We start from the raw sequence: 14,953 nt of genomic DNA on the forward strand, positions 1-14,953 counted from the left end.
GACTCATAGCACCCTCAGTGCTCATAGTGTGATTCTCCGTGAGGTTTTAAGGAGTCCCGCGCAAGTAGTCACTGTAGATGACGATCTTGAGGGGGCATGGTTCAGTTGAAAGAGGTAATTGGGTTGAAGCGGTTGCTGTGGGAGCGGGTTTGCTCGCGATGGCGGCGTGACAGTCGACTTCAATGTTGGATGTGAAATCGCTACCGCGAGCAGGCTCGCTCCCACAAGGGTCTTGTGCACTGACTAGAACGACGACTGAATCTTGATCCCGCCAATCAGCGCGTCATCGACCTTGTCCACGCCACCTGGATGGCGGATGTACTGCAGGTTCGGGCGCACGGTCAGCCAGTTCGTCACGTGTACGCCGTAATACAACTCGGCGCTGTACTCGGTGTCCTGAGGCGGCAAAAAGGCCGGGTTGTCGTAACCCTGGACGGCGCGGGCCTGGTTGGTGGCCTCGGCGTTCTTGCGGTAAGCCGGGTTGACGTGAACCCGAGCCAGGGCAAAACCGATGTCATCCCTGGCGCGGGCGTCGAACAGGCCCTTGTAGACGAGACCGGCCTGGACATAGTTGTCGATAGCGTTGGTTTTCTTGTCGTGCATCGTGGCGTTGGCGAACACACTCAGGCCACGGGAATGGTCACTGGCGAGGCTGGTCAGTTGCTGTTGCGCCCCCAACCACACGCCATGCTTGCTCGACGCGCTGCGATACGCCTCGCCGCTCAGGGCGGCCGGCTGGCCGTTGCGATCCTTGTAGGCGTCGGTGGCGTTGGCACTGCTGTAGTAATAACCGGCGCGGTATTCGCCCGGCAGACCATTGAGCTTGGGCGACCACACCAGCTCCACCGGCACTACGGCGCCCTGGGTGCCGCTGCCGCTGAGCTTGAAGCCGTTACCGGTTTCCAGGTTCGAGGGGTTTTGTTCATAAGCCCCGATCTGCGCATACAGCTCAGGCGTGAGGTGATACTTGACCCGCAGCGCCCACTGGCTGACCGGCCAGTTGTACCAGATGCCGCCCACCCAGTTGCCCACTTGCGAGCCGCAGAACGCCAGGTTCTGGAAGTCGCAGGGGAAGCTGTTGAAATCCTCGCCCTCACCGAAACGACCGGCCTTGATATCGAGCCGGTCATCGAAAAATGCCTGCTGATACCACATCTGCGTCAACCGCCAGGTCTGGCCACGGCCCCAGACTTCCTGGGCGGAAGTGAAACCGCCAACGCGCGGGTCGTTGATCCGGTCATTGCTGATGTTATTGCCGCTGCGCTCGGTGACCGTCAGTTGAAACTCGGCGGCGTGCCAACCGAGGATTTTCTGCAGGTCCAGGTGCGTGCCGAAGGCGAACTGGTCGCTGTAGCGAGCGGTGCGGTCATGGTCGTAGCCGCCGTGCAGGTTGCTGCCCATTTCACCGGTGTAATCGAACTTGAAGTCGTAGCCTTTTTTCGCGAGTTCGCTTCGCGTGCCGTTCCAGTCACCCAGCATCCAGGGTGAGTCGCTGTCGAACGCGGGAGCGGCCTGAGCGCCGATGGCAATGCCCAAGACGCCGAGACCGGCCATCAGGTGAAGGGTGTTTCTGGCGGCAATACAGTGCCGGACAGCGCTGTCTTGCAGAGTCTGAACATCGAACATAAAGAAGGAATTCTTGATCTTTTTAGGGGATTCGCTGAACGCCGGGGGCTTTGGCACGGCAGAAGAAGCGTTTCAGCAGGCGGCGCAAGGATAATGTCCTGTTACAAATAGAGAAAGGCCTTTTACTGACATGAATCATTTCGGATTCGGTAACAGTAGGCGTTGCGCAAAGCCGCGAAACAAACAGGCAGCGTTTCAGTGATACTTCCACCACGCGGGCACCTCGGCTAAGGTGCGCGGCTTTACACCTCTTTGCGCGAAGGCCTCCCATGACCGAATCCAACAACAACCCGCTGCACGGCGTGACGCTGGAGCAGATCCTCAACGCCCTGGTGCAGCACTACGAATGGTCGGGTCTGGCCGAGCGCATCGACATTCGTTGCTTCAAGAGCGACCCGAGCATCAAGTCCAGCCTGACCTTTTTGCGCAAGACGCCGTGGGCGCGGGAGAAAGTCGAGCGGCTGTACATCAAGCTGATGCGCACCAAACGACCGGTCTGAGCCGTGGACATTCAGATCCGTCGGCGCCCCGCGCTGCGACAGTGTTTCGTGTCAGTGGCGGCCCTGTTGGGCTGGGCGGGGTTGAGCATCCAGTTGTACCTGATCCTGCTCGGTCGCTGGGAACTGGGCGCGAGCTTGCTCGGCGGCCTGGTGAACTTTCTCAGTTTCTTCACCGTGCTGACCAACACTCTGGTGGCCGTGGTGCTGACCTGGGAACTGATCCAGCGAGAATCGCCGGCCCGGCGCTGGTTCTTGCAGCCGGGGGTCAGCAGCGGCATTACCGTGAGCATTACCTTGGTCGGCCTGGCCTACAACCTGCTGCTGCGACATCTGTGGCAACCCGAAGGCTGGCAGTTCGTGGCCGACGAATTGCTGCACGACGTAATGCCGTTGCTGTTCATGACCTACTGGTGGTTCTGCGTGCCCAAGGGCACCTTGCGCATGAAGCACATCGGGCTGTGGATGATTTACCCGGTGGTGTACTTCGCGTGGCTCCTGCTGCGGGGGGAATTACTGGCGGCGTACCCCTACCCTTTCATTGACGTGGCGAACCTGGGTTATCCACAGGTGCTCATCAATGCCGCAGGGATATTGGCGGGGTTTGTCGCGATTGCGCTGGGAGTGGTGGGTTTGGATCGGTGGCGTCGCTGAAATAAAGATTTTGAGGAAAAATATCTGTGGAAGCCAAACCTGTGGGAGCAAGGCTTGCCCGCGATGAACGATCACGCGGTCCACCTGACGACCTGGGTGCCTGCATCGCGAGCAAGCTTTGCTCCCACAGGTATGTGCTCCTACAGAGTCTTGTGTGGGCGTCAGCGCCTCACCGGCAACATCCACACCAACCCACTGGCCTTGGCCCTTTCATGACACAACGCCAGAACACTGCGTCGCTCATCGTTGTCCATCCGGCTCCAACGGGTGATTTCCGCCACGGTGCGCTGGCAGCCGGTGCAGATGTCGTCATCGTCCAGGGCGCAGATGTTCACGCAGGGCGACGGAACCGGGCGTTCTGGCGGGTTCATTGCTCTTGCTCGGCCAAGTCGCGGGCGTAGCGCTGCGCGTTGTGAACATAGTGCGCCGCGCTGGCCTCGAGCATCTTCTTCTGCGCTTCGGTCAATTCCCGCACAACCTTGCCGGGTGAGCCCATCACCAGCGAACCGTCAGGAATCTCCTTGCCTTCGCCGATCAGCGAGTTGGCGCCGATGATGCAGTTCTTGCCGATCTTCGCGCCGTTGAGGATCACCGCATTGATGCCGATAAGGCTGTAGTCCCCCACCGTGCAACCGTGAAGCATGGCGTTATGGCCGATGGTCACGCCGGTGCCGATGGTCAGCGGGAAGCCCATGTCGGTGTGCATCACCGTGCCGTCCTGCACGTTGCTGTTTTTGCCGATCAGGATCAGTTCGTTATCGCCACGCAGCACCGCGTTGAACCAGACGTTGGCGCCTTCTTCGAGGCGGACCTTGCCCACCAGTGTGGCGTTGGGGGCGACCCAGCTCTGTGGGTGGGTTTCGACACGGGCATCACCCAGGCGGTATTTCATGAGGTTCCTCGGGGCTTCAGGTATTGATGAAAGTCTTGGGCGGGGTGTGCAGGTCAATGCCGGCGTCGAACATCAGGTTGACCAGTTCGACCACCATGATCGCCGTCAGGCCCCAGATCTTGTACTCGCCAAAACGATAGCTGGGCACATACCAACTGCAGCCCTGGTAGTCGATGCGATGCGTGTGTTCGCGCGGGTCCTTGCGAAAGAACTCCAGCGGTACGCTGAACACCGCGGCGATCTCGGCATCGTTGGCCTGGTATTCGACGTAATCGGGAATCACCCCCACGTAGGGCGTGACCTTGATGCCGTGCAGCGAGATCAAGGGACTGAGGGGGCCGATCACTTCCACCAGGCCGGGGGGCAGGCCAATTTCTTCTTCGGCTTCGCGCAAGGCGGTGAAAATCAGGTCCGGATCTTCCGGGTCGCGGCGCCCACCGGGAAATGCAACTTCGCCGCCATGAGTCGAAAGCCCGCTGGCGCGCAGGGTCAGGACCAGTTCCGGCTCGTCACTGCGGGTAATGGGCACCAGCACCGCCGCTTCAGGGAAACGTCGGTCAGTCTCCAGATCACGTGGGGTATGGTTGCTTACTCGATGCAGTAGCTCGTCCAGCATGAGACTTCTCGATTTATTCGCTACCTTGCATCATGCACCAATCAGGCAAGCCGCCCAACCCCCGCACTGCGACGTGTCGCGAAACGACAACTTGCCGACAGCCGCCCGCAGACGCCAAGATAGGCGCAGCATTCAGGAACCCAAGCATGAAATTCTGCAGCCAGTGCGGTAACCCGGTAACCCAGCGTATCCCCGAAGGCGACTCGCGCTTGCGCTTTGTCTGCGATACCTGCCACACCATCCACTACCAGAACCCCAATATCGTGGCCGGTTGCGTGCCGACCTGGGGCAGCAAAGTGCTGCTGTGCCGACGTGCCATCGAGCCACGGCGCGGTTACTGGACATTGCCGGCAGGTTTCATGGAGAACGGCGAAACCGTCGAGCAGGCCGCCGTGCGCGAGACCGCCGAAGAAGCCTGCGCCCGCGTGCGCAACCTGAGCATTTATACGCTGATCGATGTTCCGCATATCAGCCAGGTGCATGTATTCTTCCGCGCCGAGCTGGTGGACGAAGATTTCGCCGCCGGGCCCGAGAGCCTGGAAGTGAAACTGTTCGACGAAGCGGACATTCCCTGGGACGAGCTGGCTTTCCGCACGGTGGGCCGTACCCTAGAATACTTCTATGCTGACCGGCGAACCGAGGACTACCCGGTGCGATCCGAATCGATCCCGCCGCTGGCCCAGCCTGCCAATACCTAAAAATCCATAATAGCCGCGACACCTCTAGGGATATCGTTTCAATGCGCTGGTTGCTTGTCCTGTTCTGCTTGTCGTTCGCTGCGGTGTCCCAGGCTTCTGCGGTGGGAACCTACAACGGCAAGACCATCGAAAAAGTGCTGGTGCTCAAGTCCGCCCATCAATTGCAATTGATCAACGACGGCAAACCACTGAAGACCTATCGCATTTCATTGGGCAAAGGCGCCAAAAAAGGCCCCAAGCTGATCGAAGGCGACAAGCGCACCCCCGAGGGTTTCTACTGGATCGACTGGCGCAAGACCAGCGACCGCTTCTACCTGTCGATGCACATTTCCTACCCCAACATCAGCGACGCCGCCCGCGCCCGCCGCGAAGGCGTGGAACCGGGAGGCATGATCATGATCCATGGCACCCCGGATTCCGAAGAAAACCCTGAACAGCTGTTCCACACCCTGGACTGGACCGACGGCTGCATTGCCATGCGCAATGTGGACATGCGCGAGGTGTGGAACCTGGTGCCGGATGGCACCATGATCGAGATCCGGCCGTAGCGCCCGACCACACATGAGTTCCCTGTGGCGAGGGGATTTATCCCCGTTGGACTGCGCAGCAGTCCCCTAAGCCAACAACTCAATCTGCCTGAAACACCGAATTGCCTGGCTTGAGGGCTGCTGCGCAGCCCAGCGGGGATAAATCCCCTCGCCACAGGTCCGTGCCCACAGTTGTGTTTCAACCTATATCGCGACCAATAAAAAACCCGCTGAATCAATCAGCGGGTTTCTCATTCAACGGCCGGACGATTAAAAATCCTCCAACCGCCACACTTCATAAGCCGGTGTCTCATAGGGATGGCTCTGCTTCAACGCCGCCACCGCCGCACGAATCAACTCATCGGCCACGACAAGCTCCACTTTCCATTCCTCGACCTGCTCGACCTGCCCCGCTTCGCCAATGAACGGCTGGCTGCCGTCCAAGGGGCGGAACTGGCCCAGGCCCAGCACTTGCCAGGCGCAGTGGTCATAGGCGCCGATCCGTCCGCCACCGGCGGCGAATACGGCGCTTTTGACCACGTCCAGGTGGCTGGCCGGGACGAAGAAGCAGAGCTTGTACACGCCCTTAGTTCACCCAGACGCGGGCGTTGCGGAACATGCGCATCCATGGTGCGTCTTCGTTCCAGTCGTCCGAACGCCACGAGTTCTGCACCGCGCGGAACACACGCTCCGGGTGTGGCATCATGATCGTGACGCGGCCGTCGCGGCTGGTCAGGCCGGTGATTCCGCGCGGCGAGCCGTTCGGGTTGGCCGGGTAGGTTTCGGTGACCTTGCCGTGGTTGTCGACGAATCGCAGCGACACGCAACCGGACAAATCGGCTTCGAGCAGGGCTTCTTCGCTTTCGAATTCCGCATGGCCTTCGCCGTGGGCGATGGCGATCGGCATGCGCGAACCGGCCATGCCCTGCAGGAAGATCGAGTTGGATTCCTGGACCTGGACCATCGCCACGCGCGCTTCGAACTGCTCGGAACGGTTACGCACGAAGTGCGGCCAGAACTCGCTGCCCGGGATCAACTCGTGCAGGTTGGACATCATCTGGCAACCGTTGCACACGCCGAGGGTGAAGCTGTCGGTGCGTTCGAAGAAGCCCTGGAACGCGTCGCGGGCGCGGCTGTTGAACAGTGCCGACTTGGCCCAGCCTTCACCGGCACCCAGCACGTCGCCGTAGGAGAAACCGCCACAGGCGACCATGCCCTTGAAGTCGTTCAGGTCGACACGGCCGGCCAGGATATCGCTCATGTGCACGTCGATCGCGTTGAAACCGGCGCGGTCGAACGCCGCCGCCATTTCCACCTGACCGTTGACACCCTGCTCACGCAGCACCGCCACTTGTGGGCGAATGCCTTTCTTGATGTAAGGCGCGGCCACGTCATGATTGACGTCGTAGCTGAGCTTGGCGCTCAAACCCGGGTTGTCTTCTTCCAGCAGCGCGTCGAATTCCTGCTCGGCGCAGTCGGCATTGTCCCGCAAGCGCTGGATCTGGTAGCTGGTTTCCGCCCACTGGCGCTGCAACAGACGGCGCTGGCCTTCGAAGACGGTGTCGCCGTTGAAGGTGATGTTGATGTGGGCGTTGTTGATCGGCTGGCCGATCACCGAGACGCAGTCGGCCAGGCCCGCTGCGCTGAACTGGGCAAGGATGTCCGGGGTGGCGTCCTGGCGAACCTGGATCACCGCGCCCAGTTCCTCGTTGAACAGGATGGCCGGGATTTCAGCCGTAGACTCGGCAACGCTGTCGAGGGTCAGGCTCAGGCCGCAATGGCCGGCGAAAGCCATTTCCACCACGGTGGTCAGCAAACCACCGTCGGAACGGTCGTGGTAGGCCAGCAGATGACCGTCGGCGTTGAGGCCCTGGATGACCGCGAAGAACGCCTTCAGGTCTTCGGCATCGTCGACGTCCGGCGCTTGCGAGCCGAGCTTGCCGTGCACCTGGGCGAGGATCGAGGCGCCCATGCGGTTCTGGCCACGGCCCAGGTCGATCAGGATCAGGTCGGTGGTGCCCTTGTCCATGCGCAGTTGCGGGGTCAGGGTCTGGCGGATGTCGGTGACCGGGGCGAAACCGGTGACGATCAGCGACAGCGGCGAGGTGACGCTCTTGTCCACGCCTTCGTCGTTCCAGCGCGTGGCCATGGACATGGAGTCCTTGCCCACCGGAATGGTGATGCCCAGCTCCGGGCACAGCTCCATGCCGACAGCCTTGACGGTGTCGTACAGGCGGGCGTCTTCACCCGGGTGACCGGCGGCGGACATCCAGTTGGCCGACAGTTTGATGTCGGAGATCTTACCGATGCGCGAGGCCGCGATGTTGGTCAGGGTCTCGCCAATCGCCATGCGGCCCGACGCCGGAGCGTCTAGCAACGCCAACGGCGTGCGCTCACCCATGGCCATGGCTTCGCCGGTGTAGACGTCGAAGCTGGTGGCGGTCACGGCAACGTCGGCCACCGGCACCTGCCACGGGCCGACCATTTGATCACGGGCCACAAGGCCGGTGATGGTGCGGTCGCCGATGGTGATCAGGAAACTTTTGCTCGCCACGGCCGGGTGGTGCAGGACGCGTTCGATGGAATCGGCAACGTCGAGCGTCGACGGGTCGAAATCATCGCCCAGCTCGGCTTCGCGAACGGCCGAACGGTGCATGCGCGGAGCCTTGCCCAGCAGCACTTCCAGCGGCATGTCCACCGGGCTGTTGCCGAAGTGGCTGTCGGTCACGGTCAGTTGCGGCTCAGCAGTGGCTTCGCCGACCACGGCGAACGGGCAGCGCTCGCGTTCGCAAATGGCCTGGAAACGCTCGAAGTCGGCCGGGCCGACCGCCAGGACATAACGTTCCTGGGATTCGTTGCTCCAGATTTCGTGCGGGGCCATGCCCGGCTCGTCGTTCGGAATGTTGCGCAGTTCGAAGCGGCCACCACGGCCACCGTCGTTGACCAATTCCGGGAAGGCGTTGGACAGGCCGCCCGCGCCGACGTCGTGGATGAAGCTGATGGGGTTGTGTTCACCCAACTGCCAGCAACGGTCGATGACTTCCTGGCAACGGCGTTCCATTTCCGGGTTTTCCCGCTGGACCGAGGCGAAGTCCAGGTCCGCCGAGCTGGTGCCGGTGGCCATGGAGGAAGCGGCGCCACCGCCCAGGCCGATCAGCATGGCCGGCCCACCGAGGACGATCAGCTTGGAACCGACCAGGATCTCGCCTTTCTGCACGTGTTCGGCGCGGATGTTGCCCATGCCGCCGGCGAGCATGATCGGCTTGTGGTAGCCGCGCACTTCTTCACCGCGAGGGGTGGTGATGGATTGCTCGAAGGTACGGAAGTAACCGGTCAGGGCCGGACGGCCGAATTCGTTGTTGAACGCCGCGCCCCCAAGAGGACCTTCGATCATGATGTCCAGGGCGTTGACGATGCGCTCGGGCTTGCCGTACGGCTTTTCCCACGGCTGTTCAAAGCCCGGGATCTGCAGGTTCGATACGGTGAAGCCGGTCAGGCCAGCCTTGGGCTTGGCACCGCGACCGGTGGCGCCTTCGTCGCGGATCTCGCCACCGGAACCGGTGGACGCACCCGGGAACGGGGCGATGGCGGTCGGGTGGTTGTGGGTCTCGACCTTCATCAGGATGTGCACCGGCTCCTGGACCGCACCGTACTGGCGGGTCTCAGGGTTCGGGTAGAAACGCCCGGCGACGTTGCCGACGATCACCGCTGCGTTGTCCTTGTAGGCCGAGAGCACACCTTCGTTGTGCATCTGATAGGTGTTCTTGATCATGCCGAACAGGCTTTTTTCCTGGCTCTGGCCATCAATGTCCCAACTGGCGTTGAAGATCTTGTGCCGGCAGTGCTCGGAGTTGGCCTGGGCGAACATCATCAGTTCGATGTCGTGGGGGTTGCGCTTCAAGCCCTGGAAGGCGTTGACCAGGTAATCGATCTCGTCTTCGGCCAGGGCCAGGCCCAGTTCGGCGTTGGCTTTTTCCAGTGCGGCACGGCCGCCGCCCAGCACATCGATGGCGGTCAGCGGTTTTGGCTCGGCATGGCTGAACAGGCCCGCGGCCTGCTCCAGGTTGCCCAGGACGATCTGGGTCATGCGGTCATGCAGGCCCTCGGCGATCAGTTGGGCCTCGGCCTCGCTGAACTCACCGGCGACATAAAAGGCAATGCCGCGCTCCAGGCGCTGGATTTTCGCCAGGCCGCAGTTACGGGCGATGTCGCTGGCCTTGCTCGACCATGGCGAAATGGTGCCGAAACGTGGCAGCACCAGGAACAGACGACCGGTCGGCTCCTGGACAGGAACACTGGGACCGTACTTCAGAAGGCGCGCGAGCACCTGCTGTTCGTCGCCGGTCAAACCGCCGGTGACTTCGGCGAAGTGAGCGAATTCAGCATACAAGCCACTGACAGCCGGAACCTTCTGGCTCAGTTGCTCAAGGAGTTTGCTGTGGCGAAAGGCAGAAAGGGCAGGAGCGCCGCGCAGGATCAACATCTTCGGGACAGCCTCGGGAAGGGGGTGTGCTTTGAGGCCGTGCATTCTAGCCTAAACCGCTGGCGACGGCACCCGAAACGGCACGTACGATGCTGGCCGAATGTCGGTCTTTGCAGGAATGGCTCTTCCGGCCCCCGTTTGCACGGTCGTACCGAGATATTTTTCATCGGGGCAAAACACGGCGCCCCCCGGCCCGCCTGTGTTGCGGACACGTTTTGCAACCGCTAGCAGACTGGCCTTCTGCTGTCGAGATATGGCGGTCGGGGCCGTTTGCGTATACTGCGCAGATGTTTTCCCCAACGGCTTTGCGTCCGCGGTACGCCAAGTGGCTGATCGCAACCGGACTCTTCCTGGTGCTCAGTGGTTGTGTTGAGAAACCCAACACACTGGAGCGCGTGAAGGAGGATGGCGTGCTGCGGGTGGTTACCCGAAACAGCCCCGCCACCTACTTCCAGGATCGCAATGGTGAAACCGGCTTCGAATACGAGCTGGTGAAGCGTTTCGCCGACGATTTGGGGGTGGAGCTGAAAATCGAGACCGCCGACAACCTCGATGACCTTTTCACCCAGCTGGGCAAGCCCAACGGCCCGGTACTGGCTGCCGCCGGCCTGGTCAGCAGCGAAAAACGCAAGAGTCAGGTGCGATTTTCCCACTCCTACCTCGAAGTCACCCCACAAATCATCTACCGCAACGGCCAGTCACGCCCCACCGACCCGGCCGCCCTGGCGGGCAAGAAGATCATGGTGCTCAAGGGCAGCACCCACGCCGAACAATTGGCGCAGTTGAAACAGAAATATCCCGGCATCGAATACGAAGAGTCCGACGCGGTAGAAGTCGTCGACCTGCTGCGCATGGTGGATGAAGGCCAGATCGACCTGACGCTGGTGGACTCCAACGAAGTGGCAATGAACCAGGTGTACTTCCCCAACGTGCGGGTCGCTTTCGACCTGGGCGATGCCAGCAACCAGAGCTGGGCCGTGGCCCCTGGCGAAGACAACAGCCTGCTCAACGAAATCAACGCCTACCTGGACAAAGTGCAGAAGAATGGCACCCTGCAACGCCTGAAGGATCGCTACTACGGGCACGTTGATGTCCTGGGTTATGTCGGCGCCTACACCTTCGCCCAGCATTTGCAGCAGCGTCTGCCCAAGTACGAGAAGCATTTCAAGAACTACGCCAAGGCGGAAAAAGTCGACTGGCGCCTGCTGGCGGCCATCGGCTACCAGGAATCACTGTGGCAGCCGACAGTCACGTCCAAGACCGGTGTGCGCGGCCTGATGATGCTGACCCAGAACACCGCCCAGGCCATGGGTGTGTCCAATCGCCTGGACCCCAAGCAGAGCATCATGGGTGGCGCCAAGTACCTGGCCTACATAAAAGAACAACTGGACGAGAGCATCGAGGAGCCGGACCGCACCTGGTTCGCCCTCGCCGCCTACAACGTGGGTGGCGGTCACCTGGATGACGCTCGCAAACTGGCGGCCAAGGAAGGGTTGAATCCGAACAAGTGGCTGGATGTGAAGAAGATCCTGCCGCGCCTTTCCCAGAAGAAGTGGTACAGCAAAACCCGCTACGGCTACGCCCGGGGCGGTGAACCGGTGCATTTCGTGGCAAACATCCGCCGCTACTACGACATCCTGACCTGGGTCACACAGCCGCAGCTCGAAGGCGACCAGGTGGCCGAGGGCAACCTGCACGTGCCGGGCGTCGACAAGAGCAAGCCAAATCCAGAAACCCCGCCGCTCTGAATCCCCAATACACTGAGGCCCCCTTGTGGGAGCGAGCCTGCTCGCGATAGCGGTGTGTCAGTCGACATCAATGGTGAATGTCAGACCGCTATCGCGAGCAGGCTCGCTCCCACATGGGCCCTGCGTATGCATCAAACTTTGGCGGCTGCCAGGATCAGCGCTTTCATTTCAGCCACCGCCGACTTGAACCCGACAAACAATGCATGGGCCACCAGCGCATGGCCAATGTTCAGTTCATTGATGCCCTTGATGGCCGCGACGGCCTCGACGTTGTGGTAATGCAAGCCATGGCCAGCATTCACAATCAGGCCCTGGGCCAGACCGAAGGCGACGCCGTCGGCTACCCGCTGCAGCTCTTCAGCCACCTCGGTGGGCGTTTGCGCATCGGCATAACGGCCAGTGTGCAGTTCGATGGCCGGGGCACCGACGCGCCTGGAGGCTTCGATCTGCCGCTCGTCGGCGTCGATGAACAGCGACACCTCTGCGCCGATCTTCGACAAACGCTCCACCGCCGCCCTGATCCGTGCTTCCTGCCCCGCTACGTCCAGGCCGCCTTCGGTGGTCAGCTCCTGACGCGTCTCGGGCACCAGGCAAATGTGCGCGGGGCGGATGCGTTCGGCAAACACCATCATTTCTTCGGTCACGCCCATTTCGAAATTCATGCGCGTTTGCAACACGTCCTTGAGCAGCAGTACGTCGCGCTCCTGGATGTGACGGCGGTCTTCACGCAGGTGCACGGTGATGCCGTCGGCGCCTGCCTCTTCAGCATCCAGCGCGGCCTTGACCGGGTCCGGGTAGCGGGTACCACGGGCTTGGCGCAGGGTGGCGACATGGTCGATGTTCACGCCGAGAAGAATGCGATTGCTGGTGCTCACGAAAAGCGCTCCTGAGATGGACAGAGATTCGGCCCACAGCATACGGGTTGATCAAGGCTTGCGAAACAGCTCGCGACTGACCAGCGGCCGACCGCCCAAATGAACCGCCAGGGCCTGGCGCATCAGACGCTTGGCCGCCGAGAGCGCGCCCGGCGCACTCCAGTCGGCCTCGGCCATGGCCAGAAGTTCGGTGCCATTGAACAACCCGGGTTGCAGCAGGTAGACCTGTTCCAGGCCGGCATCCACCTGCAGCCGATACAGACCGTCCGCTGCGATGGGCTCGCCATGCAGGTCGGTGTTCAGGGCAAAACCGTAGCCCAGATCGTCCAGTAGCCGCCATTCGAAGGAACGCAACAGCGGTTCCAGAGGGCGACCTTCGGCCAGGGCCAACAGTGTGGCGGCATAGTGATCGAACACTGCGGGATGGGGGTCTTCGGCGGGCAGCAGGCGGATCAGCAGCTCGTTGAGATAAAGGCCGCTGAACAACGCCTCGCCGTTAAGCCAGGCCGCAACACCGTTGCTTTCCATGCGCCCGACGTTCTTCAACTCGCCCCGCCCCCGGAATTCCACTTCCAGCGGCACGAACGGCCGCGCCAGCGTTCCGGCCTTGCCACGCGCGCTCCGCAACACCGCCCGCAGTCGCCCCTGGGGCGTAAGAAAGTCCACCAAGGCGCTGCTTTCGCGGTAGGCGCGCGAATGCAGGACGTAGGCGGGTTGGGCGGTGGGTTGGGTTGGCGGCATGGGATCGCAGCTCTCAATGAGTAAACGCAGTATTACTGACAACCACAAACCACTGTGGGAGCGAGCCTGCTCGCGATGAGGGACTGATATTCAACAGGAATGTTGACTGACAGACCGCTATCGCGAGCAGGCTCGCTCCCACAATGGAAATTCATGCACTCAGGAAGAGCTTTACAGGTCGCCGTAACCCAACGACCGCAGCGCCCGCTCATCGTCGGACCAACCGCCCTTCACCTTGACCCACAGGTTGAGCATGATCTTGGAGTCGAACAACAGCTCCATGTCCTTGCGCGCTTCGGTGCCGATGCGCTTGATACGCTCGCCCTTGTCGCCAATGATGATTTTTTTCTGGCCGTCGCGTTCGACGAGGATCAGCGCATGGATGTGCAGCGTCTTGCCCTGCTGCTTGAACTCTTCGATTTCCACGGTGATCTGGTACGGCAGCTCTGCGCCCAATTGGCGCATGATTTTCTCGCGCACCAGTTCGGCGGCCAGGAAGCGGCTGCTGCGGTCGGTGATCTGGTCTTCGGGAAAGAAGTGATCGTTTTCCGGCAGGTGCTCGGCGATCACCCGCTCCAGCGCATCGAGATTGTGGCCGTGCTGGGCCGAGATGGGCATGATCTGGGCGTTGGGCAATTGCTCCTGCAACCAGCTCAGGTGCGGCATCAATTCGGCCTTGTCTTCGATGCGGTCGGTCTTGTTCAGCGCCACGATCAAGGGACCTGTCACGTACTGGACGCGTTCGAGAACCATCTGGTCTTCTTCGGTCCACTTGGTGCGATCAACCACGAAGATCACCACATCGACGTCTTTCAGCGCCGCCGAAGCAGTCTTGTTCATGTAGCGGTTCAGCGCTTTTTCGCCACCTTTGTGCATGCCGGGGGTATCAACGTAGATCGCCTGTACGGCGCCTTCGGTCTTGATACCCAGCATGTTGTGGCGGGTGGTCTGGGGCTTGCGCGAAGTGATCGCCAGCTTCTGGCCCAGGATGTGATTGAGCAGCGTGGACTTGCCCACGTTCGGCCGGCCGACAATGGCGACATAGCCGCAGCGGGTGACGGTTGTATCAGTCATTGCCATTCTCCACGCCCAGGGCAATCAGTGCTGCGGCGGCCGCTACCTGTTCGGCAATACGACGACTCACACCCTGACCCCGGCTTTTTTCATTCAATAAGACCACTTCGCATTCGACGAAGAAGGTTCGGCAATGCGGCTCGCCCTGGATATCCACCACTTCGTAACGCGGCAACTCGCAACTGCGCGATTGCAGGAATTCCTGCAAACGGGTTTTCGGGTCCTTGTTGGTGTCCACCAGCGTCAGGCTGTCGATCTCGGAGGTCAGCCAGGCCAGCACGCGCTCGCGCGCCATTTCCATGCCGGCGTCCAGGTAGATCGCGCCAATCAGCGCTTCCAGGGCATCGGCCAGAATCGACTCACGACGGAAACCGCCGCTCTTCAATTCACCGGAGCCCAGGCGCAGGTACTCACCCAGGTCGAAACCGCGGGCCAGCACGGCCAGGGTCTCACCTTTGACCAGGCGCGCGCGCAAACGCGACAACTGGCCTTCCCGAGCCAGCGGGAAGCGTTCGAACAATG

At 61.4% G+C, this 14,953-nt stretch carries 15 protein-coding genes; 5 read left to right on the forward strand and 10 right to left on the reverse strand.

Features of this window, described 5'->3' with window-relative positions:
* Positions 1–243 precede the first annotated feature (243 nt).
* Positions 244–1,626: a carbohydrate porin gene (locus tag GSM73_RS17000; RefSeq protein ID WP_160893318.1), complete on the reverse strand. Its 1,383-nt coding sequence runs from the start codon at positions 1,624–1,626 to the stop codon at positions 244–246.
* Positions 1,627–1,895: 269 nt separating this feature from the next.
* Here GSM73_RS17000 and GSM73_RS17005 point away from each other — a divergent pair, with 269 nt between their 5' ends.
* Both GSM73_RS17005 and GSM73_RS17010 read left to right on the forward strand, forming a co-directional pair.
* On the forward strand, positions 1,896–2,126 hold the full coding sequence (locus tag GSM73_RS17005; RefSeq protein ID WP_047228895.1) for a VF530 family DNA-binding protein: 231 nt from the start codon (positions 1,896–1,898) through the stop codon (positions 2,124–2,126).
* 3 nt (positions 2,127–2,129) lie between these two features.
* Positions 2,130–2,777: a Pr6Pr family membrane protein gene (locus tag GSM73_RS17010; protein ID WP_047228894.1), complete on the forward strand. Its 648-nt coding sequence runs from the start codon at positions 2,130–2,132 to the stop codon at positions 2,775–2,777.
* A gap of 161 nt (positions 2,778–2,938) precedes the next feature.
* Here GSM73_RS17010 and GSM73_RS17015 read toward each other — a convergent pair whose 3' ends face one another.
* Genes GSM73_RS17015 through GSM73_RS17025 form a run of 3 tightly spaced genes read right to left on the reverse strand, consistent with a single transcriptional unit; the run spans position 2,939 to position 4,285 of the window.
* Positions 2,939–3,148 (reverse strand): DUF1289 domain-containing protein, encoded by a 210-nt coding sequence (locus GSM73_RS17015; RefSeq protein WP_047228893.1) that lies wholly within the window; start codon positions 3,146–3,148, stop codon positions 2,939–2,941.
* Complete coding sequence (locus tag GSM73_RS17020) at positions 3,145–3,669, reverse strand: gamma carbonic anhydrase family protein (RefSeq protein ID WP_092456398.1); 525 nt, start codon at positions 3,667–3,669, stop codon at positions 3,145–3,147. Before GSM73_RS17020 ends, GSM73_RS17015 begins: the two co-directional genes overlap by 4 nt.
* Positions 3,670–3,685: 16 nt before the next feature.
* Positions 3,686–4,285 carry a CoA pyrophosphatase gene (locus GSM73_RS17025; protein WP_047228891.1) on the reverse strand — a complete coding sequence of 200 codons (600 nt, stop codon included), beginning with the start codon at positions 4,283–4,285 and terminating at the stop codon, positions 3,686–3,688.
* Positions 4,286–4,431: 146 nt separating this feature from the next.
* Here GSM73_RS17025 and GSM73_RS17030 point away from each other — a divergent pair, with 146 nt between their 5' ends.
* Together GSM73_RS17030 and GSM73_RS17035 are read left to right on the forward strand one after the other, a co-directional pair.
* A complete protein-coding gene (locus tag GSM73_RS17030) occupies positions 4,432–4,983 on the forward strand; it encodes an NUDIX hydrolase (protein ID WP_047228890.1) in 552 nt (183 codons plus the stop codon).
* A gap of 41 nt (positions 4,984–5,024) precedes the next feature.
* Entirely contained in the window at positions 5,025–5,531 is a 507-nt protein-coding gene (locus tag GSM73_RS17035) for a murein L,D-transpeptidase family protein (protein WP_047228889.1), read from the forward strand.
* Between the two features lie 249 nt (positions 5,532–5,780).
* On the opposite strand, the gene GSM73_RS17040 is transcribed toward GSM73_RS17035, so the two are convergent.
* Both GSM73_RS17040 and purL read right to left on the reverse strand, forming a co-directional pair.
* A complete protein-coding gene (locus tag GSM73_RS17040) occupies positions 5,781–6,092 on the reverse strand; it encodes a YqfO family protein (protein WP_047228888.1) in 312 nt (103 codons plus the stop codon).
* A gap of 4 nt (positions 6,093–6,096) precedes the next feature.
* Entirely contained in the window at positions 6,097–9,993 is a 3,897-nt protein-coding gene (gene purL, locus GSM73_RS17045) for a phosphoribosylformylglycinamidine synthase (protein WP_160893320.1), read from the reverse strand.
* 287 nt (positions 9,994–10,280) lie between these two features.
* On the opposite strand from purL, the gene mltF reads away from it, so the two are divergent.
* On the forward strand, positions 10,281–11,741 hold the full coding sequence (gene mltF / locus GSM73_RS17050) for a membrane-bound lytic murein transglycosylase MltF (protein WP_047228886.1): 1,461 nt from the start codon (positions 10,281–10,283) through the stop codon (positions 11,739–11,741).
* A 131-nt stretch (positions 11,742–11,872) separates the two neighbouring features.
* On the opposite strand, the gene pdxJ is transcribed toward mltF, so the two are convergent.
* The 4 genes from pdxJ to GSM73_RS17070 all read right to left on the reverse strand — a co-directional run.
* The gene (gene pdxJ / locus GSM73_RS17055) at positions 11,873–12,616 is read right to left on the reverse strand and encodes a pyridoxine 5'-phosphate synthase (RefSeq protein WP_047228885.1); all 744 of its coding nucleotides are present in this window, start codon (positions 12,614–12,616) and stop codon (positions 11,873–11,875) included.
* Between the two features lie 51 nt (positions 12,617–12,667).
* Positions 12,668–13,357, reverse strand: coding sequence for a DNA repair protein RecO (gene recO, locus GSM73_RS17060; protein ID WP_047228884.1), 690 nt, complete (start codon positions 13,355–13,357; stop codon positions 12,668–12,670).
* Positions 13,358–13,528: 171 nt separating this feature from the next.
* Positions 13,529–14,431: a GTPase Era gene (gene era / locus GSM73_RS17065; RefSeq protein ID WP_047228883.1), complete on the reverse strand. Its 903-nt coding sequence runs from the start codon at positions 14,429–14,431 to the stop codon at positions 13,529–13,531.
* Positions 14,424–14,953, reverse strand: a 530-nt coding sequence (locus GSM73_RS17070) for a ribonuclease III family protein (protein WP_256676941.1), incomplete at its 5' end; no start/stop codon positions are given. The genes era and GSM73_RS17070, both read right to left, overlap by 8 nt.

This window comes from Pseudomonas sp. PICF6 (assembly GCF_009831705.1).
Taxonomy (GTDB): domain Bacteria; phylum Pseudomonadota; class Gammaproteobacteria; order Pseudomonadales; family Pseudomonadaceae; genus Aquipseudomonas; species Aquipseudomonas rhizophila.